This window comes from Mycolicibacterium iranicum (genome assembly GCF_002101705.1).
GTDB lineage: Bacteria > Actinomycetota > Actinomycetes > Mycobacteriales > Mycobacteriaceae > Mycobacterium > Mycobacterium iranicum.
Genome location: NZ_LQPC01000028.1, coordinates 20,173 through 42,314, shown reverse-complemented (window position 1 = coordinate 42,314; position 22,142 = coordinate 20,173). Strand labels below are relative to the sequence as shown.

The following is a 22,142-nucleotide window of genomic DNA, read 5'->3' as shown; positions in this document are numbered from 1 at the left end:
GGTGGCCAACCCTCCGCACGATCCCCGCGACGACGGGGATCATGACGACTTGGCTGCGCTGGACTACAGCGCGGTCGGTGCCGACGAGGGCGAAACCGATCTGGGGCTGATTCTCGGCGACTACTCGCACGAGGACGACCGTGAACCCGGGCCGGCGGCACTGGCGATCGACCTCGGTGCCGAAGATGACGCGGCGATGCCGATGTTCACGGTGACCAATCCGCCGGGCACGGTGACCGTGACGACGTACATGGACGGTCGCGTGCATCAGATAGATCTTGCCCCGCACGCAGTTTCGCTGACGGAGTCGATGCTGGCCGAAGAGATTGTCGTCATCGCCGGCCTGGCTACTCAGGATGCGAGGTCCGCCCAGTACACCTTCATGCTCGAGGGCATGCGAGAACAAGGCCATGACACCGTGGCCACCCGGGACTTCTTGAACCGGGATCTGGATCTGCCCACCCCGGAACAGGCTCAGGCGGCCCGTGCCGAGCTGTTCGCGAACCGCTACGCAGGTGAGGAATGACGGAACATTTGGCAAGTGTCTTCGGCACCGCGGTGGGCTTGCTGCCCACCTCACAGACGCGGTCGCTGGAGTTGTTCACCGAGATCACCGACTACGACGAATCCGCCTGCGACGCCTGGGTCGGCAGGATTCGATGCGGTGACACCGACCGGGTCACGATGTTCCGGGCGTGGTACTCCCGCAACAACTTCGGCCAACTCGCCAGCGCCGCCGAGATGTCGATGAACAGCCTCGGTGCACGAGTGCCCATCGGCGGGATGTTCGGCGACATCACCTATCCGGTGAACTCGCCCCTGGCGATAACCCTGGGCTTCGCCGTCAGTGAGGCCGGTGTCGGCAACTACACCGACGCGATCGAAGCCCTCGATGCCGCGCCCGCTGCCGGTGCCGAACACCTGGTGTCCTGGGTGAAGGCCGTCGTCTTCGCCGCGGCGCAGCGCTGGACCGACGTCATCGACGAGGTGCGATCCGCCGCCAACACCTGGCCGGACAAGTTCCTGGCCGGTGCCGCACTGGTGGCGCACGGCGTCGCCGCAGCCAACCTCGGGTTGTTCACCGAGGCCGAACGCCGCCTCGTGGAAGCGAATTCAGCACCCGCCGGACAGGCGTGCAATCGGACCATCGCTTGGTATTCGGCGATGGCGTATCGCTCCCTGGGCAACGAGGAGGCCGCCGTCCGCCTGCTCGAATGGCTGCAGGCATCACATCCGACACCGGAAGTTGCTGCCGCGCTGAAGGATCCGGCCTACCGGCTGGAGACGACGACGGCCGAGAAGATCGCGTCGCGACGCGACCCGTGGGATCCGGCCAGCGCACAAGCCGACAATACGGGTCGTGAGACGCTGTTGGCCGAAGCCCAGGCAGAACTCGACCGCCAGATCGGCCTCACCCGGGTCAAGGAGCAGATCGAGCGCTACCGGGCGGCGACGCAGATGGCGAAAGTGCGCGCGGCGCGGGGGATGAAGGTGGCGCAGGCATCGAAGCACATGATCTTCACCGGTCCCCCCGGCACCGGTAAGACGACCATCGCGCGCGTGGTGGCCAACATTCTGGCCGGCCTCGGCGTCATCGCGGAGCCGAAGCTCATCGAGACGTCCCGGAAGGATTTCGTCGCCGAGTACGAAGGACAGTCGGCGGTCAAGACCGCCCGCACCATCGATCGGGCAATGGACGGGGTGCTGTTCATCGACGAGGCCTACACCCTGGTGCAGGAGCGCGACGGCCGCGCCGACCCATTCGGCACCGAGGCATTGGACACCCTGCTGGCGCGAATGGAGAACGACCGCGACCGGCTCGTGGTGATCATCGCGGGATACAGCAATGACATCGATCGCCTGCTGGAAACCAATGACGGTCTGCGGTCCCGGTTCTCGACGCGTATCGAGTTCGATTCGTACTCGCCCGAGGAGATCGTCGATATCGCCCGGGTGCTCGCGGCCGCCAACGATTCGAGCTTGAGCGACGAGGCGGCGAAGCAGGTTCTGGAAGCGGCGACACTGTTGACGCAGAGCACCTCGAGTGGCAAACCGGCCCTGGACGTCGCAGGCAACGGCCGCTACGCGCGACAGCTGGTCGAGGCAGGTGAGCAGACCCGTGACATGCGCCTGGCGCGTTCACTGGACTTCGAGAATCTCGACGTCGAGCAGCTCAGCGAGATCAGCGGCGAAGACATGGCGGCGGCGATCGCGTCGGTGCACGGACGACTGAATATCAGCGGATAAGCGATGGCCGGTTTCAGACTCACCACCAAGGTCCAGGTCAGCGGATGGCGGTTCCTGCTGCGCCGTGTCGAGCACGCCATCGTGCGGCGCGACACCCGGATGTTCGACGATCCGTTGCAGTTCTACAGCCGCGCAGTGTCGGCCGGCATCGTGATCGCGGTGCTGATCTGCCTCGGTGCGGTTCTGCTCGCGTACTTCAAACCGCTCGGAAAGCGCGGCGGCGACACACTTCTGGTGGATCGCACCACCAATCAGCTCTACATCGTGCTCCCCGACAGCGGTCAACTGCGACCGGTCTACAACCTGACGTCGGCCCGGCTGATCCTCGGCGACGGCAAGACGCCCGTCGCGGTCAAGTCCGACGAGCTGGATCGGATGCCGAAGGGGCAGCCCGTCGGCATCCCCGGTGCCCCCTACGCCACCCCGGTGTCGTCGTCTTCGGATTCGCAGTGGACGTTGTGCGACACCGTGATCAAGCCTGACAGCGTGGCGCCGACCGTGGAATCGTCGGTGCTCATCACCCCGCTGGCCACCGATGCGTCCGTCGCCGGGATGCGGCCGGACCAGGGGATGCTCGTCTCCTACAAGGATCAGGACTGGCTCGTCACCGACACGGGTCGTCACCTCATCGACCTCGCCGACCGCGCGGTGACCTCCGCCGTCGGGATCCCCGTCACCGCACGCTCGACGCCGATATCGGAGGGCCTGTTCAACGCCCTGCCGAATGCGGGGCCGTGGCAGTTGCCTTTCATCCCGGCCGGCGGCACCCCCAACACGGTGGGACTGCCCCCGGAACTCGTTGTGGGATCGGTGTTCCTGACCGTCACAGATTCCGACGAGCAGCACTATGTCGTGCTGCCGAACGGGGTGGCGAAGGTCAACAACACGACAGCTGCCGCGTTGCGCGCCACCAACTCCTACGGCCTCATCGAGCCACCGTCGATGGAGTCCAGCGCGGTCGCCCGAATCCCCGAGCAGGTGTACAACTCGCCGCTGCCCGACGTGCCGATGGATGTGCTTCTGCGTGAAGAGATTCCGACGCTGTGCTGGTCGTGGCAGCGGGTTGCGGGTGACCAAGCGCCGAAGATGACGGTGATTGCTGGGCGTCGCCTTCCGCTGACCGGGTCGGCACTGACCATGGGCATCAAGCAGATCACCGGTGACGCCACGGTGTACATCTCCGGTGGGCAGTACATCCGGCTGCAGTCGCCGGATCCGCGCTACGGCGAGAACCTGTACTACATCGACCCGCAAGGGGTGCGCTATGGACTGCCCGACGAGCAGACCGCTGCGCGCCTGGGGCTGAGCGCGCCACGGACGGCGCCGTGGCAGGTGGTCAGCCGTTTGGTGGACGGTCCGGTGCTGTCGCAGGAGGCGGCGCTGATCGAGCACGACACGCTGCCGGCAAATCCGAACCCCCGCAAGGTCGGTGGTGACGCCGCGGCTCCGGTCGGTGCGAGCAACGGAGGCGGAGGATGACGACTCGAAAGTTCACGCCGACCCTCAAGCGGGGGCCACGCCTGACCCCGGGTGAGATCAACGTGACCCCGCCGGACGACCTCGGGGTGGACATCCCGCCGTCGGGCATGCAGAAGGCATTGCCGTGGGTGATGGGTGGCTGCATGCTCGGCATGATCGCCATCCTGATCTTCGGCGGCATGCGCAACTTTTCGCCGTACATGCTGATGATGCCGCTGATGGTGGTGATGGGTGCGGTCGGCCTGATGGCCGGTGGCGGCAGTGGCGGCAAGAAGGTTCCGGAGATCAACGCCGACCGCAAGGAGTATCTGCGCTATCTCGCGGGGCTTCGCACCAGAGTGACGTCCTCGGCGGCAGCCCAGGTGACGTTCTTCAACTATCACGCGCCGCACCCCGACGACCTGTTGTCGATCATCGGCACCCACCGGCAGTGGTCGCGGAACACCAATCACGACTTCTACGCCGCCACCAGGATCGGGCTGGGCTCCGAACCCGCCGTCGACCGGTTGCTCAAACCCGCGGTGGGTGCCGAGCTGGCCGGACCCGCGGGCGCGCCGCAGGCCCACCTCGAACCTGTCAGCCACATGTGGGTGACGAAGTTCCTGCGGACGCACGGTCTCATTCACGACTGCCCGAAGCTGGTGCAACTCAAGACGTTCCCGACAATCGCCGTCGGCGGCGACCTCGACGGCGCCACCAAGCTGCTGACCGCCATGATCTGCCACCTCGCGGTGTTCCATCCGCCGGACATGCTGCAGATCCGCGTGCTGACCGACGATCCCGAAGATCCGACGTGGGAGTGGGTGAAGTGGCTGCCGCACGTTCAGCATCAGTCGGACACCGATGCGGCCGGCGCCACTCGGATGGTGTTCACCCGCCCCGACGCCCTCAGTGATCTCGCGGCCCGGGGACCGCACACCGCGGACGCGACGCCCAGCGGCGCCTACGTCGTGGTCATCGACTTGACCGGCGGCAGAGCAGGATTCCCGATGGACGGCCGTTCGGGGGTCACCGTCATCACTCTGGGTAATCACCGCTCGGCGTACCGCATTCGGGTCGACGATGCCGATCACACCGCCGATGACAAGCTGCCGGGAGCGTCGTTCCGGTTGGTGGCCAGCCAGGTGGACGGCATGACACCCGACCAGGCCGAGCGCGTGGCCCGCAAGCTGGCCGGCTGGTCGATCACCGGAACCATCATCGACAAGGGCACGCGCGTCCAGAAGAAGGTCGCGACCGAATGGCATGAGATCGTCGGAGCGCAATCGGTCGAGGATGTCACGCCGGCGCGCTGGCGGATGTTCACCGATACCGACCGGGATCGCCTCAGGATCCCCTTCGGCCATGAGCTCAGGACCGGCGACGTCATGTACCTGGACATCAAGGAGGGCGCCGAGTTCGGTGCCGGTCCGCACGGAATGCTCATCGGCACCACAGGTTCGGGCAAGTCGGAGTTCTTGCGGACGCTCATCCTGTCGTTGGCCGCCACACATCATCCCGACCAGGTGAACCTGCTTCTGACGGACTTCAAGGGAGGGTCGACCTTCCTCGGGATGGAGAAGCTGCCGCACACCGCAGCCGTGGTCACCAACATGGAAGAAGAAGCTGAGCTGGTCAGCCGCATGGGTGAGGTCCTGACCGGCGAACTCGACCGCAGGCAGTCGATTTTGCGGCAGGCCGGCATTCAGGTGGGCGCTGCGGGCGCGTTGTCCGGCGTGGCCGAGTACGAGAAACACCGGGAACGCGGCGCCGATCTGCCACCGTTACCAACACTTTTCGTCGTGGTCGACGAGTTCGCCGAGCTCCTGCAGAATCACCCGGACTTCATTCAGCTGTTCGACCGGATCTGCCGTGTCGGTCGGTCGTTGCGCGTGCATCTGCTGCTGGCCACCCAGTCGCTGAACACGGGTGGCACCCGAATCGACAAGCTCGAGCCCAACCTCACCTACCGGATCGCGTTGCGTACCACCAGCTCCGCGGAGTCCAAGGCCGTGATCGGAACGCCGGAGGCGCAATACATCACCAACAAGGAGAGCGGCGTCGGGTTCCTGCGTGTCGGGATGGAGGATCCGGTGAAATTCCAGAGCGTCTACACAGGTAACCCGTACGTGCCCACGGTCGTCAACGCCGGTGACGACGATCTGGGGCCGCGTGCGCACGCCGACAACAGCATCCGCATCCATCGCTTCACCGCGGCACCCATCCTCGACGCGAGGGTGAACTCATGACCATCGACTCCGGACCGAAGGTTCTGCGCGAGGTCGTCCTTGAGCAACTGACCACCGGTGAGAACCACGCGTACCGAATGTGGTTGCCGCCGTTGGCCGACCCAACCCCTGTCAACGAACTGGTCGCCCGTGACTACGACGGGCGGCCGCTGCGCGTCGGACTCGGCGTCATGGACGAGCCGCGCAGGCACCGTCAGGAAGTCTGGGGGATCGACATCACGACAGCGGCGGGCAACATCGCGGTCGGCGGTGCGCCGCAGACCGGCAAGTCGACGCTGCTGCAGACCTTCATTCTGTCGGCCGCGGCGTCGCACACTCCACGTCAGATCCAGTTCTACTGCGTCGACATGGGCGGCGGCGGCCTCATGTACGTCGAGGATCTCCCGCATGTCGGTGGTGTCGCCACACGCGCAGAGCCGGATCGCGTAAACCGCGTCGTCGCGGAAGTGAAAACTGTTCTGCGGCAACGCGAGCAGACGTTCAAGCAGTACCGGGTCGGCTCCGTGGCCGATTATCGGCAGATGCGCGAGGACCCCAACCATCCCGCGTCGGCCGATCCCTTCGGCGATGTCTTCCTCGTGATCGACGGCTGGCCGGCGTTCGCCTCTGAGTTCCCCGACCTCGAGCCGGTGGTGCAGGATATCGCTGGACAGGGTCTGGCGTACGGCGTCCACACCATGATCTCGACCCCGCGATGGACCGAATTACGATCTCGAATTCGCGACTATCTCGGCACGAAGATCGAATTCCGGCTCGGCGACGTCAACGAAACCCAGATCGACCGCATCACGCGGGAGATCCCGATGAACCGGCCCGGTCGGGCGGTGTCCACCGAGAAGCATCACCTGATGATCGGGGTTCCTCGGTTGGACTGCGTGCACAGCGCCGAGGGACTGGTGCCTGCGATGACCGCTGCGGTGAAGGAGATCGCCGCACGGCACACCGACGAAGCTCCGCCGGTGCGTGTCCTGCCGTCTCGGATCCATCTGCACGAGATCGACCCGAACCCACCCGGTCCCGAATCCGACTACCGCACGCGGTGGACGATTCCGGTCGGAGTGCGCGAGGCAGACCTGACGGTGGCTCACAACCACATGTACAACAGTCCGCACCACCTGATCTTCGGCGCCGCCAAGTCGGGCAAGACCACAATCGCCCACGCCATCGCGCGGGCCATCTGCGCGCGCAACAGCCCGCAGCAGGTCCGGTTCATGGTCGCCGACTACAGGTCGGGACTGCTGGAAGCGGTGCCTGAGACCCACTTGCTCCCGGCAGGTGGCATCAACCGCAACCATGCCACGCTGGAGGAGTCGATCAAGGCGCTCGTGGCGAACCTGTCCAAGCGGTTGCCGCCGACCGATCTCACGCCGAGCCAGCTTCGGCAACGGTCCTGGTGGTCCGGGCCGGACGTCGTCCTGCTCGTCGACGATTGGCACATGATCACCGCGGCGAGCGCGATGATGTCGCCGATGGCAGCGCTCACTCCGTTGCTACCGGCAGCAGCTGACATCGGGCTACACCTTGTCGTGACGTGCCAGATGAGTCAGGCCAGCAGAGCCACGATGGACAAGTTCGTGGGGGCCGCATACGGCGCCGGGACCCCCACGATGTTCCTCTCCGGCGAGAAGCAGGACTTCCCGTCTCGGGAGATCATCGTCAAGAAACGGCCCCCTGGACAGGCGTTTTACGTCACTCCCGATGTGAAGGAAGTGATCCAGGCGGCGTATGTGGATCCGCCGGAAGAATAAGTGTTCAGACCACCCTCGGATGGCGGTTAAGATTTGTTTTGTGCTTCTCCAGCAAATGGCGAAGCCACCGCAAAGCTAAAATTGTCCGGGGGGTTAAAAAGCATCCCGTCCGGGTATTGGTGCTCGTTGAGCGACAACTAAATACATTCGTGTGTTTAGCGACGTGAGGAGACAGCAAAATGCAACCATTGAGCCACAACCCGGGTGCAGCCGGCGTCGGCGGTCAGGTCACCGCCAACGGTGCACGCGGTCTGTCGACCGGAACAGCCGCCACTGCCGAGGTCAGCGCACTGGCACCGGCCGGTGCCGACGAGGTGTCCGCCATGGCTGCACTGGCGTTCGCCGCAGAGGGCGTACAGACCCTCGGACTCAACGCTCTGGCGCAGGAAGAGATCGCCCGCGCGGGCGCCACGGTCATCGAACTTTCGGCGACCTACCAGGCGGTCGACGCCGCCAACGCCACCACTCTGTAGACCGGCAGCACAGAAGAGCGATTTATCCATGTTTGCTGGGATCCCCCTGCCTCCGATCTGGGGCGCGTTTCCGCCCGAGATCAACACCTCGCGCCTGCAGGCCGGGGCCGGCGCCGTGCCGATGCTCCAGGCGGCCGCGGGGTGGGAGGCCTTGGCGATCTCGCTGGAAACCCAGGCCGACGAACTGACGGCGAGCCTGTCGTCGCTGGGCCAGATGTGGCAGGGGATGGCCAGCGAGCGAGCCATCTCCGCGGTCATGCCGATGGTGCTTTGGCTACGGATGTTGGCGCTCGCCGCTCAACTGCGTGCGGCGCAGGCGTCCGCACAGGCATCAGCGTGGACCAGCGCCGCCACCGCGACTCCGCAGATTGCGGAGATCGAACAGAACCACGTCACGAATGCGGTGTTGCACGCCACGAACTTCCTCGGTGTCAACGGGATTCCGATCGCACTCAACGAAGCCGACTACATCCGGATGTGGAACCTCGCGGCGTCGGTGATGGGCCTGTACCAGGCGGATACCTCGCTCAACACGACGTTTCCGCCGGTCCCGCCGCCCAAGCCGATCACGGTGCCCGCGGGGGGTCAGGGTATGGCGATGGCTATGGGGAACGCGGTGCCCGGCGCGGCCACCGCGTTCGCCCGCAACGCGACCATCGCCAAGGTCAGTACCGTCGCGAAGTTCGACACAGCCAACCAGGTCGCGGGCCGAGCCGAAGGCGCGGTGCATCAATCTGCCCAGCAGGCGCAGTCTCAGGCTCAGCAACAGGGTCAGCTCATGCAGCAGGCACCCCAGCAGGGGATGCAGATGGGCATGCAGATGGCCTCTCAGCTCGGTTCGACGCTCGGTCAGTTGCCGCAGCAGATGATGCAGGGCGTCACGCAGCCATTCCAGCAGCTCACCCAGCCGCTGCAACAGATGTCCTCGCTATTCGGGCAGATGGGCGGGATGGGCAACGGCAACGGCGCTCAAGTCGGATTGCTCGGTGCCACACCGTTTTCGAATCATCCGGCGATCGGTGGATCGGGAGCCGCCACCGGTGCCGGGCTGATCCGCGCGGCGTCGCTGCCCGGTGCCGGTGGGTCGGCCCCGCAGACCCCGCTGATGTCGAACCTGGTCGGGTCAGGTCTCCAGTCCACCAGCCCGGTCGCCGTCGGCGCCGGTGCTGGACCCGGAGCGGGGGCAGGGTTGGCCCCGGTCGGGGCCGGTGCAGGTATGGGGGGCGGTGGTGGCCCGATGGGAATGATGGGTCAGCGCGGGAAGAGCGGTGGAAACAGGCCGGGCCTGAACGCGCCGGCCCCGCTCGATCACGATCTGAGTGAAGACGAGGACGACGAATGGTGATCGTCCGACACAGACTTGCCGGCCGCCTGGGTCGGGAGGGCTCGCCGAAATCGGCGAGAGCACAGGTAAACCGAAATACAGGTAACAGAGAGAAGGTCAACACATGTCATCTCCGATGAGGGCAGATGTTGCCTCATTGACCACCGAGGCGGGTACCTTCGATCGCATTTCAGGCGATCTCGAGGCAACCCGGCTCCAGGTCGAGGCAATCGCCGCGCAAGCCCAGGCGAACCTGAACAGCCCCAGCGCGGGCATCGCGTTGCAGGCGGCACTCCAGCGTTATCGCGAGGCGTCGCACCAGCAGAACGTTCTGCTGTCGCAGATTTCCGAGAACATCCACGTTACAGGCGCGCAGTATGACGCCACCGATGCGAACAACGCGAGCGCGGTCCAGACCGCCATGGGCTCGGTTCTGTAGCGCCAACCACCACTCCAACAACACGAGACGAGGCAATCGAACATGGCTTCAGATGGATCAATCACCTACAACTTCGCAGGAATAAGCAATGATGCCGGCGAACTCCACGGCGTGGTCGGGAAGGTCAACGCCCTGCTCACCGAGGGGGAAGGCGCATTGGCGCGACTCGCTGGGAGCTGGGAGGGCGAGGCGAACCTTTCGTACTCCGAAGCGCAGCAGCGCTGGAATCAGAATTCCACGGAGTTGAACCTCGCTCTGCAGAGCTTGGGCCAGGCCGTCGAGCAGTGCGGTGGCGACATGGGCCAGTGCGAGATGGCAGGCGTCAACCGCTTCATGTGAGGCACCGTGCGCGCCGTGGGTGGCCCGTTTCGACGAGGGTTCACCCACGGCGTGCGCATCCATTTCACAACCAGAACCCCTGAGAGGTAACTATGTCGGCCGACTATGACCGGCTCTTCCACTCCCCGGATGCCGTCCGGACGGTCGACGACGAGCCGGACCGCGACACCACGCCGCCCAGTCGGGACGCCTCGGTTCCTCCTCCCGGCGGCGGGTCGCACAGTGACGCCACCCCGCCTCCGATGCCTGCCGCGCCACCGCGGACGCAGGCTGCGCAGCAGGCGCCGCCGTCGTGGCAGACCGAGGTGATCAGCCAGGTCAACAGTCAACTCCACCCTGCGCAGCAGCAGGCGTCGCATCGCGTCCCCGATAACGGCATGATGCGTGCACCGCAGGCCGGCACACCCTCGGGCGCGCGTCATGAGCAGCAGCGTCCCGCACCGAGCCCGGCACCGCGGCCTGCCCCGGCCCCGCCGCCGTCGCAGTACTACGGCGATGCCGTCGATCAGCGAGGCGCGGCGCAACCGCAGCAGGCGTCTGCTGCGTCGATGGGCAACCACCGGGCGATCGACGCACTGTCGCATGTCGGGGTCCGCTCCGCGGTCAAGATGCCGTCCCAAAGGGGTTGGCGGCATTGGCTTTACGTGATGACACGGATCAACCTCGGATTATCGCCCGACGAGGTCTACGAACTGGACCTGTTCACGAGGATCCGTCGCAACGCCCGGGATTCCTACCAGATCGGCGTGTTCGGCCTCAAAGGCGGCGTCGGGAAGACCGCGGTCACGGTGGCTCTGGGATCGGCGCTGTCCAGTGTTCGCGGCGACCGGATCCTGGCCATCGACGCCGATCCCGACGGCGGCAACCTCGCCGACCGCGCCGGGCGCCAGTCCGCTGCGACGATCGCTGACCTGCTGTCGGACAAGGAGTTGAACCGCTACAACGACATTCGTGCCTACACGAGCATGAACTCGTCGAACCTCGAGGTGTTGTCGTCAGAGGAGTACAGCGCGGCGCGTCGCGAATTCAACGACGACGACTGGCGTACCGCCACCGACATCGTGTCCCGCTACTACAACCTGGTGTTGGCCGACTGCGGCGCGGGCCTGTTCCAGCCCGGTGCACGAGGCGTGCTGTCGACGGTGTCCGGTCTGGTGATCGTCGCGAGCGCATCCATCGACGGCGCGCGGCAGGCGGCGATCACGATGGACTGGTTGCGTCAGAACGGATACCAGGATCTGCTCGGCCGCTCGTGCGTGGTCATCAACCACATCACGCCGGGCAAGCCGAACATCGACGTCGAGGATCTGGTGCAGCAGTTCGAGCGCCATGTTCCCCCGGGGCGCGTGATCGTGCTGCCGTGGGACAAGCACATCGCGGCCGGCACCGAGATCCAATTCGATCTGCTCGGTAAGACGTTCTCGCGCCGGGTCGTCGAACTCGCCGCGGCCTTGTCCGACGACTTCGACAGGCTCGAACGCCGTTGACCGCAACGGCCGCGCCCCCGACGTCGTCGAACGTAACGCCTGGTCGGCCATCGACCACGCGGGTCACGATTTTGACGGGGCGCCGGATGACCGACCTGGTGCTGCCGTCGGCAGCGCCGATTGAAAGCTATGCCGACGAGACCGTGTCGGTACTCGCCGAAATCTTGGCCGATGCACCTGCAGATGTCTTGGCGGGCTTCGACTTCAAGGCCCAGGGGGTGTGGTCGTTCGCGCGCCCGGGCGCGCCGCCGATCAGGCTGACCGACTCGCTCGACGACGCCGGTGTGGTCGACGGGTCGCTGTTGACCGTGGTCCCCGTCAGCCGCACCGAGCGCTACCGGCCCCTCGTCGAGGATGTGATCGATGCGATCGCGGTCCTCGACGAGACTCCCGAATTCGATCGCACGGCGCTCTACCGGTTCGTCGGACTTGCCCTTCCGTTGGTGGCTCTACTGATCACGATTGTCGGGGTGCTCTCGTGGGGGTCGACCGGCCGCGACTGGTGGTGGGCTGTTGCGCTGGGCGTGCTCGGTGTTGGACTTATGGTCGGCAGCGTTCTTGCCCAGCAGCGGTACAACAGCCTCGACATGGCCGAAAGCCTCCTGGTCTCGTCTTTGGTAACGCTGGTGGGCGGGGTCGTCTTGGCGGTGCCTCTGCCAGAAGGCGTGGAATCGCTTGGTGCGCCACAAGTTGCGGGTGCGGGCGCATTGGTGTTGCTGATGGTGTTGGCCACGCGCGGCGGACCACGGCGAAGAGCCGAGATCGCCGCATTCCTGGCCGTGATCTCGCTCGCGCTGACGATCGCCGCCGTCGCATTCGGGTACGGGTGGAACGCCTGGGTGCCGGCCGGGGCCATCGCCTTCGGTCTCATCGTCGTCACCAACGCTGCGAAAATGACTGTGGCCGTGGCCCGTATTGCCCTACCACCGATCCCGGCACCCGGTGAGACGGTCACCAACGACGAACTTCTCGATCCGGTCACCACCACGGACACCTCTGAGGAATCGGAGACGTGGCAGGCGATCATCGCCTCGGTCCCAGACTCCGCGGCGCGACTCACCGAGCGCAGCCGATTGGCCAAACGGCTGCTGATCGGATTCCTGTCGGCCGGAGCCTTGGTCCTGGCGCTCGGTTCGATCGCCGTTGTCGTACAGGGGCACTTCTTCTGGCACAGCATGATCGTGGCCGGGTTGGTCACGGTGCTGTGTGGCTTCCGTTCCCGGCTCTATGCCGAACGCTGGTGTGCGTGGGCATTGATGGCGGCGGCAGTGGCGATCCCGACGGGGATCATGGTGCGACTGTGCCTTTGGTTCCCAGACCGGGCGTGGCTCGTTCTGGCCATCTACACGGCGTTGGCCACGGTGGCGGTCATCGTCGTCGGCGCCACCGAGGGAGTCCGACGAATCTCCCCGGTCACCAAACGCATCCTCGAGCTGTTCGATGGCGCGACCATCGCCGCGGTCATCCCGATGCTGCTGTGGATTGCCGGTGTGTACGACGTCCTGCGGAATATCAGGTTCTAGGAGGCGACATGGTCAGCGGCGGTCTTCCCCCTCTGAAGGTGAACCCGGAGGAGTTGGCGGCGGCGGGTAATGCGCTGAACGCTTCTGCTCTCGATTTGCCTGAGGCGCCAGCACCTTTCATGCCGGTGGGGACTGACCCACTCTCCGTGGCGATCATCGGTCAGATCCCGGCAGTTGAAACTCCCATCTTGACCCAGCTGCCCCTTGTCAAGACGCAGGCAACCACCACAGCCGGAAACGTGGTGACCACCGCCCAGGAGTACGCGGCCACCGATGCCCGCAACGGTGCTGCCATCAACCAGGCGATGCAGAACGGTCCGCTGGCCGCGGATACTCCCGCGACGGGTGGTGCGACCAGTGCCGCTGGCGGCGGCGCAGACCAGATGGGCCAAATGATGAACATGCCGATGCAGATCGGCCAGCAGATGGCGCAGATGCCGATGCAGGTCATGGGTGCAGTCGCTGCGGTGCCACAGGGGCTCATGCAGGGCGTTCAGCAAGCGGGACAACAGGTTCAGCAGATGGCGGGGCAGTTCGGTCAGGGCGCCACCGGTTCCAACAGCGGCGCCGACAGTGGTGCACCCGGGTCGCCGGCAGCCGAGACTCCCGCGGCGGAACCGCCCGTGGAACAGGGCCCCCACGACGGGGCATCATCGGGTGACCCGGATGCCGAACGCGCACCGGACCCGAAGGACAAGGCGTCCGAGAACAGCGACGAATCCCCGGGAAGGCATCGTGCCGCGGAAACCGACGACAGGATTGATCTATGACTGAGTTGCAGGTCGACACCAGCGAAGTCCGCCGGGCCGGCAACAGCTTCACCGCCGCGGGCGAGACGATGGCCGGGTTGCAGGCCGATGCCCCCCTCGGTGACGCAGCCGCCGCGGTTCCTGAGCTTCGGACAGCCGACGCGTGCCGCGCCGCAGGGACGACCGTGGCCACCGAGATGTCGAAGATCGCCACTGCGGCCAGGGATTACGGGTCGAACCTGAATACGACGGCTGACCAGTACGACGCAACGGACCAAACTTCGGGAGCGAACATCGCGGGGGTTGATGTCCCGGCTCCCGCGCCGCGCTAATGCTTGTGTCTTACAAAGCGTAGTACGCTTGTGATTATGGCTGACACGATTACCTTCCGGCCGGACGAAGACACGTCGAAGGCACTGGAAGTACTCACCAGGGACGGCACGGCGGTATCGGCAGCCGTGCGCGCTGCTCTGATTGATGCCGCGCGTCGCAAGGCACAGGCAGTGGTCCGGGCGGAAGCGGAGGAACTGGCCGAAGACGAAGCCGACCGCGCGGAGGCCATGCAGGTGCTACGCGATATGGAGACGCTGCGTGCGTGGTGAAGTCTTTCGCCTAAACACACCTCGGGGAAGTCGTGGCCATGAGCAGTCCGGTTCGCGATACGCAGTGGTGGTCCAGTCAAATCAGCTCCCGCTATCCACTTGGCTGGTTGCGCCGACGTCCACGTCTGCTCGTGCAGCCAGCTTTCGACCTGAGGTTGACATCGTCGGAGGAACGACGCGGGTTCTTGCCGAGCAGACTACGGCGGTCGACCCGGGCAGGCTGGGCGCGAGTGTGGGATTTCTCAGCTTTGACGAGATGCGCCGCGTCGAGGCGGCCCTGCGGATAGTTCTTGATCTGTGATCGAAGCCCTCGGGCCGCCTGGTCAATTCCGAACTGCTTGGCACGCTTGGTTGGTCAGGGCTTGCAGGCGAAGCGCGGCGTTGTCGAGGTGGGTATCCGGCAGAGCGTACGTGGGAAGTGCCAACGCGTACGCGCGTCGATAATGTGACGCCAGAGCGGCGAAGTCGGCGGCGACGAGGTTGCCGCTCAGCAGCCCCAGTAGCTGAGTGCGGTCGGCGTTCTGCTGCATCGTGACAGAAATCCTGTCACCCAAGGCTTTCTGCTCCGGTGACCAGTAGGAAGCAGGAATGTTCGGGTCGTGGCGATCGCGCCATTCGCGGGTCGCTTGCGCGTATCCGGACACCATCGCCACCCACTCGTCGCAGAACGCCGACGGTCCCGCGATGTACTTGGCAGGCTGGCTGGGGTCGCCAAGTGGCACGTCTGGTACCGGCGGCGGACCTGGAAGCGTCAAGGGGCTTCGCGATCCGGCAGCACCGAAATCGATTGCTGCACAGATGGCGTTGACCGATTCCACGGCGTTGACGGCGGCGCGCGCGAGATGGTCGGCAGACGGTCGGTAGGTATCGATGCTGTCTGCGTAGGCCCGCCAGTAAGCGGTCGCCTGCCCGTAGAGCTCCCGCATCACCCGATGAGGTGTCGCCTTTGTCAGCGCGATGGTCTTGTCGGCTGCGGCGCGCATCGCCTCGGCGACCGCCCGATGTTGAGCCCACTGCGCTTCCGTCCACGCGGAGGCCGGCACCGATGCGTCGCGTTCATTCCAGCCGTTCCGGAGACCGGTGTTCAACGCGGTGACGATCGGCTCCCAGTCCGGGCATGTCGGCTCGTCGGTGATGATGCTGACAGGGTCTTCGTCACGCGCGCTGGCGAACTCGGCGGAGATGGCGGTGGGGGTGGGTGACGGTGCGGGCGGAGGTGGCGCCGCTTCTTCCGAATCTCCGCGGCTGAACCACATTGTGGTCAGCGTGATCAGCACGACGAGCGCGAGCGCACTGCCGCCGACGATCCGGTCGTTTCGGTCGCTGGGCCGGAACGGGCGTCCGATGGGCGGCGGAGTCATCCGTACCGACGGTACCTACACCGTGGCGTCTGCGTTTGCCGCGTCGCTCATGATGACCGCAAGGTGCTGCCAGTAGACCCAATTGGCGATGGCCTTGCGCTGGTCGTTCGGTTCGGTTGCGGTGTGCGCGGAATAGAGCGCCGCTTCTTGGGCGTGCTCGGCGTAGGTGATGAAGGCTTTGAGGTGCGGCACCCCGCGTTGCGGGTTGGTGCTCATCAACGGTTTCGATACCTCGAACCACAGCTTCGGAGTTTCGTCGGCGGGTGGTTTCAGGTCGGCAGGGGCTGGCGGTAGCAGGTCGTTCAGTCCGAAATCGCTGACAGCAACCAGGCGTTGAGCGGCGTCCGGTGCGATGACTGTCAGGCGATCGCGTCCCTGCATCACGCCGCTGTCGGGGATGTCGTCCTGTGTGAGAACGATCTTGGCGACACCAGGGTCGAAGCTGGCGAACTGTTCCTCGGTCGCAACGACGGCGCGCAGCTGCTTGTCATGATGCTGAGCCCAGCCCTGCACGGCCAGGATCGGGTAGGTGGCCCACTTGGCACGCTCGGCTGCGGGAACTGCATCGTCGGCGGATGCCATACGAACGTCGTCGGGCAACTCAACACCTTCGGGGATGTAGGCGATGCCGTAGCTGTTGGCGACGACGATCATGCCGTCAGCCGTCACGCCGGTTACCCAGAAGAATCCGAAATCCATGACGCCGACGTTCAAGGCCGCGCCGATGCGACGGGCTCGCTGCAGCGGGTCGCTGCCATTTGCTTTGCGGCGCAACGCACCCGCAGTCGATGCTGAGAGGATCGCGTCACGTTCGGCGCGGGACGCCGACACCGGGATGGGTGCTGGGGCAGCGCCAGCGGCACTGCCGGCAGTCGACATCGGCGCCACGCCGGGACCCACCGAAGCCGCGGAGGCGGTTCCCGGGGCGCCTGTCGGCGGCAGGGGCGCCGGCGGCGCGGGTGTGGTCGGCGGGCCCAGAGGCACGGGTGGTGCCGGCGGGGCGCCGCTGCTCGGTTGTGCGCTGAGGGGTGCGGCGCCAGCAGAGGTCGAGACGCCGCCGACGCCGGTACTCGGCCCAGCGCCTGCTGCCGCAGGGGGCGGGGCGGCGGGCTGGCTGGGAGCCGGTGCCGGGGCGGGCGAGGTCGCGGGAGCAGACGACGCTAGAGGCGGTGGGGCCTGGCTTGCCACCTGCTGCATCGGCGAGGGTTGTGCCTTGGCGGCGCTGGTCGGTGACGCGGCGGCGGGCTGACCGGTGGCAGCGCCTGTGCCGGTGGCCGACTGACCGCCGGCGCCTGACGGGGTTCCGGAGGATGACGAGGATGATGCGCCTGAGCCAGACGCGGACCCGCTGGCGGAACTGGCGCCGCCGCTGCCGGATGACGACCCGCCACCGGGCGAGCTCATCGACGTCGAAGGTGACGAGGGGCTCGAGGGTGAGCTGGGGGATCCGAGGCCGCCGGGTGAGCCTCCCCCGCTGCTGGAGCCGTTTGATGGAGCCGATGGACCACCGGATTGCGAACTGGTGGCGGGGGTCGAAGGGAGATCTCCATGTCCAGCGGCCCGCTCCACCGGCGGACTGCTTGTAGTAGTTGCGGGTGCTGGGGCTCCTGCTGCAGGCGCGCCTTGGTAGTTGCGTACGCGGTGTACCGATGGTGGCTTTGGTTGTTGAGATTGATTCGGAGCTTGTGAGACTGGAGGGGGGACAGAGCCAGGCGCGGGCAGAAACTGATCAAAAGCCACAATCTGGGGCACCATCGCACTTACGACGCCAGCGTTCACTGAGTTCTGCCAGGCAACGTACATTTTGATCAGCGCCGTCTTGGTCGCCTCGCTGTACTGCGGGGACGAACGGAGATCCTGGATGGTTTTTTGAGCGGCCGTTAGGTTGCGATTGACCTGCGATTTTGCATCAACAATCTTGCCGGCGACCATGTTGTAATAGCTATATGCCTTTGCCGCGTGCCCTTCAATAGCAGTCATCGCGTTTATGCGTTGCTGCACAGCATTGTTCGCGGCATTAGCGGCATTGCCCGACCACGAGCCGCTGGCGAATATTTGACCGTGGTGGGACTTCCAGTCATTGCACACAAAGTGCGTTTCGTTCCGGACTAGGAGCATAGCGTCGGCACGATCGCGGATGGAGCTCTCATCGATGTCCGGCCATCCCGCAGGCTCTGTCATCTCTTCGATGTATTCGCCGTCGGCCTTACCTATGCCCATCATCTAGCTCCGACAGCCTGGCACGCGTGTGTGTTTGTGGCCGATAGTTCCGCAGCAGTATTGGCGAGGTATGTGTCAGCCGGGGCATAAGTCGGAAAAGACTGGACGAAGGCGCGTCGGTATTGAGTCGACAGTGCTGCAAAGTCGTCGAACACCGGATTCAGGCTTTGAGCGCCAAGGTTCTGCAGTTCGTCTGCGCTCGCCTGCATTACTGGTGCTGCTCGCTCATAAACTGCTGTGATTTCGGGGGTCCATTCGGTGACAGGAATGTTGGGATCCGTTGCGAACCACTCCGCTGTGGCGTCATCAAGCTGTTTCGTAGCCGAAAGCCATTCTGAACAGACTGACAACGATTCAGTCAGGTACCGCGAGGGATTGTCAGGATCCTGCAAGATGCCGGCCCCGTATCCGGCGGGCGCTGGCGAAACTAGAGGAGCCCTCGACGCGGCTGATCCGTGGGTTATAGCTGAGCAAATGTTGCTTACGGCATTTGACGCGCTAATGGCCACACGGGCTAAAGAGTCGTCTTTTGGTTCGTAACTCGGGACTGCATCCGCGTATGCCCGCCTATATGCGATGGACTGCTCGTACAATTCGCGCATCACTCGATGAGGTGTCAACTTGACCAGCGCCACCGTCTGATCTGCGGCGGAAGTCATGGCATCTGCAATCGCTTCGTACTGCGACCGTTGACTCGGCGTCCAATCGCTTGCCGGGATGGATGGGTCTCGGTCGTTCCAACCGTTTGAAGACTGCGCTGCGAAGGTCTCAGCGATCGGGGCCCACGCTGCACAGGTGCGGTCCTCGGTGATTATCTCGACTGGACCATCATCGTTTGCGCTTGCGAGGCTTCCGGTATCAGCCGGATTGGTCGCTGGCGGTCCAGTGGCTGCGGGCGGACCCGCTGAATCGCCGCCACGCGTAACCAGAAGCGTCGCGACGACCGAGACCACCACAACTACCAGCAGAGCCAGGCCGCCAAGGATCCATTTGGTTGCGCCGTTCTTGGGTTGATTCGAGATTTGTGGACCCCACGGCGGCAGCCCCTGAGGCGACGGAGGCGGGGGCCACTGACCTGGAGGAGGGGTAGTCACACCCACCACTCCAGACTGGACCTCGTCATCGCCATCCTCCCCAGTCGGTCGCACTCCGCCTATGTCGACGTTGATTTTTGTTCCAAACCAGCTTACGAGAGATCGAGCCGTCCCCATGACGCCGATTCTGTGCGGTGGCCCATCGCTCCTGTAACAGCTTCAGCCGAACACACTCCCTCCAACTCCTGCCCCAATGAGGAAGGCGACGATGGTCAGCGGAAACACGAGCAGCGCCAGCACAAGCCCGGTCCCCAGCTGCTTCGCCCACCCCCACGTAAGCATGAGGGGAGCACCAACGATGACCAGCGCCGCGAAGCTGTAGCTGATCTCAACAACCTGCAGCACAACAAGCGTCAGGTAGGTCGCCCCGATAACGACGCCGACCAGACTCGCTGGACCGAAGAATTGCGCGTAATTGATGCTGCGCTTCATAGCGTCAACACGCCCCCTGCGAGCAAGAGGACGCCGATGATTCCCGCGGCGACTGCCGATCCCGCCGGCACCTCGGTGCCTTTCGTTGTGCCCCAGACGGACCCCGCGATGAGCAGTGCTTCGACGATCGCAACTGCGATCAACCGCGACGTCTGGTGTTCAATGCCGCACGCAGTTAGCGACATTTCCAATACCAACGCGAGCAACAGCGATGCCGACAGCAGAACTGGGACGCCCACCGTGGCGGCGGCCCAGAACGCGGTCGACCGTCGATTAGCACGTGTCTGTCGGTCCATGTTCGATCGCCTAAGCGGGCCTATCCGGACCAAGACGATGGCGAAAGTCGAAGATGCGCACTACCGAAATCGTCACGCCCACAGCCCTACTCCGGCTGCCGGTCCGCGATCTCGGCCGTGATCTCGGCGACCACCGCATCGAGCCGCTCCCGGTCGGCATCGATCGAGGCTGTCGCGTCGGCACTCGCCTTCTGCAAGGCCTCGTTCACGCGATGTTCGACGGTCTCAGCGCCCAGCCGCAACAGGCCGTCCTGGATGTAGACGTCCTTGAGCCACTGGTGCCCGTTGAGCGTCACCTCGACCGTTTCGTCCTCATCCGCTCCCGTGAACGACTCAGTCGCCATCTTGTCGAGTTGCTCATCCATCAGTGATTGCAGCCGCCGCGCCTGCCGAATCACCTCTGCCACTTCGGGATGCATGTCATCTGACACTATGTCTCCCCCCTCTTTGTGTCGTCCGGCGCTCCCCTTCGCCGCGGCCGCACACCAATCACCTGCTCGGTGTGCGGACGATCCTCAACGTAGAGCGGTTCGTCGGGAGACAGCTGCGGATTGCGCTTCTTCTCCCCGGCGCCGCCCTGTGCACCGTGCATCGGCGCCATACCGCCCATGCCGCCGCCCATCGCGCCACCGCCGCCCGAACCGCTCGACGCCACCGGAATAGGGGCGCCCTGAACCCCAGGTGCGGGCGCAACGGTTTCGGCACCCACCGCGGGCTGTAACGGCGACGACGGAACACCGCCACCGCCTCCGCCCCCGCCGCCCGAACCACCGCCCGCCGCAGCAGGTTTCAGCGACGGATCGGTGGGGAGCCTCGGCTCGACACCCTTGCCTGTGGACGGCATACCGCCACCCGGCATACCGCCGCCGGGTGCGCCGCCACTCGGTGCCCCGCCACCTTGCGAGCCGCCACCCGGAGATCCGCCTTGCGAACCTCCTTGCTGCCCAGCCTGTTGCGCGGCCTGGGCGGCCGGATCGGAGGCCGACGCCGGCGAGACGGGAGGCTGCTGTGGTTGCGGTTGGCCTTGGCCCTGCGGCTGTCCCTGTCCCTGTCCCTGTCCCTGTCCTTGGCCGCCGCCGGAACCCTGCGGCGCGCTCTCGGAGGTACCCCCGCGCTGCTCTTCCTCCTCGGTTCTTGCAGGCACGCCACGATCCCTCGGATCTCCGTTGCCGGTAACAGGAGTCGTCGGGGCCACCGTATTCGGCCGCGGCTGCGGCGGCTGCACCGGCGTGGGTCTGCCGCTGTTGGCGTACGCCTCCCGGATATTCTCGGACTCCTGGTAGAGCTGCATCATGCGATCCCGCTTGGCTTGCGATGACGTGAGGCCGCCCCCGGAAAGCACCTCCGCCTGAAGCGCTTCGTACTCCGCCCGAATCGGCGCATTGGCTGCTTTGGCTACTTCGTGCGCGGTCGCCAACTTCTCGGCCTCTGCAGCCAGCTGCGTCCACTTCCCGGCAAGTGCCTGCAGCCAGCCCCCGAACGACTTGAACTTGATATAGGCGGCTTCGGCGGCAGCACCCTCCCAGTTGTGGATCCGAATCTCAAACGGCAGCGCGGCTTCTGACAGTCGGGCTGCGTTCGCGGTCCACTCGGTCGCCGCAGCTCTGAGCGCCACAGCCTGGTCACCCTCCATGAGCTTGTTGTCCGTCTCGATGGGGTCGAGCATCTCGTCGCCGGAACGTCCTCGAACGGAGACATGGCAGGCGGTGCAGGCGGGGGTGGTGTTGTATTCGTCCCGATCGGCACGGGCGCCGGCGCGGGCCCGGACGCACCTCCCGGAATCGTTGCATCGATGTTCTGTCGATTTGCGTCGTCGACATTCTGATAGGCCTGGCCCACAAGCCGCAGCGTCTCGGCCAACCGCTGGCTCTCGACCTTTCCCCATTGCTGCTCGGCGGCGAGGGCCTCGGCGTTCTTGACCAGGTTCCGGACGGAACCGGTTGTCGCCGTGAGCTTGTCGGGATCCGCCACCGCAGCTGTCGCGGCGGTATCACCCCAGGGGATACCCTCGATCAAGGTGGCCTTGTTGGCGAGATCGCTCGGATCGACTTTGAGTTCGCCATCTGCCATCAGCGTTCCTCCCAGCATCCAGTAGCCCGCG

Annotated in this window: 22 protein-coding genes and 1 pseudogene; 16 read left to right on the top strand and 7 right to left on the bottom strand. The window is 65.3% G+C overall.

What is annotated here, in order from left to right; translation table 11 throughout:
- Position 1: 1 nt before the first annotated feature.
- The 15 genes from AWC12_RS10955 (at position 2) to AWC12_RS10885 (ending at position 14,939) form a co-directional block, all read left to right on the top strand.
- Positions 2–526 (top strand): hypothetical protein, encoded by a 525-nt coding sequence (locus tag AWC12_RS10955; protein ID WP_085174256.1) that lies wholly within the window; start codon positions 2–4, stop codon positions 524–526.
- On the top strand, positions 523–2,247 hold the full coding sequence (eccA, locus tag AWC12_RS10950) for a type VII secretion AAA-ATPase EccA (protein ID WP_085174254.1): 1,725 nt from the start codon (positions 523–525) through the stop codon (positions 2,245–2,247). The genes AWC12_RS10955 and eccA overlap by 4 nt, the downstream gene beginning before the upstream one ends.
- A 3-nt stretch (positions 2,248–2,250) precedes the next feature.
- Positions 2,251–3,726, top strand: a complete 1,476-nt coding sequence (eccB, locus tag AWC12_RS10945) for a type VII secretion protein EccB (RefSeq protein ID WP_085174252.1) — start codon at positions 2,251–2,253, stop codon at positions 3,724–3,726.
- On the top strand, positions 3,723–5,954 hold the full coding sequence (eccCa, locus tag AWC12_RS10940) for a type VII secretion protein EccCa (protein WP_085174250.1): 2,232 nt from the start codon (positions 3,723–3,725) through the stop codon (positions 5,952–5,954). Before eccB ends, eccCa begins: the two co-directional genes overlap by 4 nt.
- Positions 5,951–7,702 (top strand): type VII secretion protein EccCb, encoded by a 1,752-nt coding sequence (gene eccCb, locus AWC12_RS10935; protein WP_085174248.1) that lies wholly within the window; start codon positions 5,951–5,953, stop codon positions 7,700–7,702. Before eccCa ends, eccCb begins: the two co-directional genes overlap by 4 nt.
- Before the next feature lie 179 nt (positions 7,703–7,881).
- Positions 7,882–8,175 carry a PE domain-containing protein gene (locus AWC12_RS10930; protein ID WP_024448802.1) on the top strand — a complete coding sequence of 98 codons (294 nt, stop codon included), beginning with the start codon at positions 7,882–7,884 and terminating at the stop codon, positions 8,173–8,175.
- A 28-nt stretch (positions 8,176–8,203) separates the two neighbouring features.
- On the top strand, positions 8,204–9,520 hold the full coding sequence (locus AWC12_RS10925; RefSeq protein ID WP_085174246.1) for a PPE family protein: 1,317 nt from the start codon (positions 8,204–8,206) through the stop codon (positions 9,518–9,520).
- Positions 9,521–9,656: 136 nt separating this feature from the next.
- Positions 9,657–9,938, top strand: a complete 282-nt coding sequence (locus AWC12_RS10920) for a type VII secretion protein EsxB (RefSeq protein ID WP_234813962.1) — start codon at positions 9,657–9,659, stop codon at positions 9,936–9,938.
- 42 nt (positions 9,939–9,980) lie between these two features.
- Positions 9,981–10,277 carry a WXG100 family type VII secretion target gene (locus AWC12_RS10915; RefSeq protein WP_051226905.1) on the top strand — a complete coding sequence of 99 codons (297 nt, stop codon included), beginning with the start codon at positions 9,981–9,983 and terminating at the stop codon, positions 10,275–10,277.
- Between the two features lie 92 nt (positions 10,278–10,369).
- Entirely contained in the window at positions 10,370–11,764 is a 1,395-nt protein-coding gene (locus tag AWC12_RS10910) for a MinD/ParA family ATP-binding protein (protein ID WP_024448806.1), read from the top strand.
- Entirely contained in the window at positions 11,761–13,287 is a 1,527-nt protein-coding gene (gene eccD, locus AWC12_RS10905; RefSeq protein WP_085174244.1) for a type VII secretion integral membrane protein EccD, read from the top strand. Before AWC12_RS10910 ends, eccD begins: the two co-directional genes overlap by 4 nt.
- Before the next feature lie 188 nt (positions 13,288–13,475).
- Positions 13,476–14,057: a hypothetical protein gene (locus tag AWC12_RS10900; RefSeq protein WP_234813960.1), complete on the top strand. Its 582-nt coding sequence runs from the start codon at positions 13,476–13,478 to the stop codon at positions 14,055–14,057.
- Positions 14,054–14,368, top strand: coding sequence for a WXG100 family type VII secretion target (locus AWC12_RS10895; RefSeq protein WP_085174240.1), 315 nt, complete (start codon positions 14,054–14,056; stop codon positions 14,366–14,368). Before AWC12_RS10900 ends, AWC12_RS10895 begins: the two co-directional genes overlap by 4 nt.
- A 36-nt stretch (positions 14,369–14,404) precedes the next feature.
- Positions 14,405–14,638, top strand: a complete 234-nt coding sequence (locus tag AWC12_RS10890) for a hypothetical protein (RefSeq protein ID WP_085174238.1) — start codon at positions 14,405–14,407, stop codon at positions 14,636–14,638.
- Entirely contained in the window at positions 14,628–14,939 is a 312-nt protein-coding gene (locus tag AWC12_RS10885; protein ID WP_085174236.1) for a type II toxin-antitoxin system PemK/MazF family toxin, read from the top strand. The genes AWC12_RS10890 and AWC12_RS10885 overlap by 11 nt, the downstream gene beginning before the upstream one ends.
- Positions 14,940–14,961: 22 nt before the next feature.
- Here AWC12_RS10885 and AWC12_RS10880 read toward each other — a convergent pair whose 3' ends face one another.
- Both AWC12_RS10880 and AWC12_RS10875 read right to left on the bottom strand, forming a co-directional pair.
- The gene (locus tag AWC12_RS10880) at positions 14,962–15,999 is read right to left on the bottom strand and encodes an ESX-1 system-associated protein (protein ID WP_085174234.1); all 1,038 of its coding nucleotides are present in this window, start codon (positions 15,997–15,999) and stop codon (positions 14,962–14,964) included.
- 15 nt (positions 16,000–16,014) lie between these two features.
- Positions 16,015–16,698, bottom strand: a complete 684-nt coding sequence (locus tag AWC12_RS10875) for an EspK C-terminal domain-containing protein (RefSeq protein ID WP_234813958.1) — start codon at positions 16,696–16,698, stop codon at positions 16,015–16,017.
- On the opposite strand from AWC12_RS10875, the gene AWC12_RS31060 reads away from it, so the two are divergent.
- A complete protein-coding gene (locus tag AWC12_RS31060) occupies positions 16,697–17,248 on the top strand; it encodes a hypothetical protein (protein WP_234813955.1) in 552 nt (183 codons plus the stop codon). The two genes, AWC12_RS10875 and AWC12_RS31060, sit on opposite strands and share 2 nt — an antisense overlap.
- 2,224 nt (positions 17,249–19,472) lie before the next feature.
- On the opposite strand, the gene AWC12_RS10865 is transcribed toward AWC12_RS31060, so the two are convergent.
- From AWC12_RS10865 to AWC12_RS31595, 5 genes and pseudogenes are all read right to left on the bottom strand, one after another.
- Positions 19,473–19,745, bottom strand: a complete 273-nt coding sequence (locus AWC12_RS10865) for a hypothetical protein (protein WP_085174232.1) — start codon at positions 19,743–19,745, stop codon at positions 19,473–19,475.
- Positions 19,742–20,041, bottom strand: a complete 300-nt coding sequence (locus AWC12_RS10860; protein ID WP_085174230.1) for a hypothetical protein — start codon at positions 20,039–20,041, stop codon at positions 19,742–19,744. The genes AWC12_RS10865 and AWC12_RS10860 overlap by 4 nt, the downstream gene beginning before the upstream one ends.
- 86 nt (positions 20,042–20,127) lie before the next feature.
- Entirely contained in the window at positions 20,128–20,472 is a 345-nt protein-coding gene (locus AWC12_RS10855) for a YbaB/EbfC family nucleoid-associated protein (RefSeq protein WP_207576411.1), read from the bottom strand.
- Complete coding sequence (locus AWC12_RS10850) at positions 20,472–21,707, bottom strand: PPE domain-containing protein (protein WP_234813946.1); 1,236 nt, start codon at positions 21,705–21,707, stop codon at positions 20,472–20,474. Before AWC12_RS10850 ends, AWC12_RS10855 begins: the two co-directional genes overlap by 1 nt.
- Positions 21,708–21,910: 203 nt before the next feature.
- Positions 21,911–22,111: pseudogene (locus AWC12_RS31595) on the bottom strand (PPE domain-containing protein); the annotation flags it as partial.
- Between the last annotated feature and the right edge of the window lie 31 nt (positions 22,112–22,142).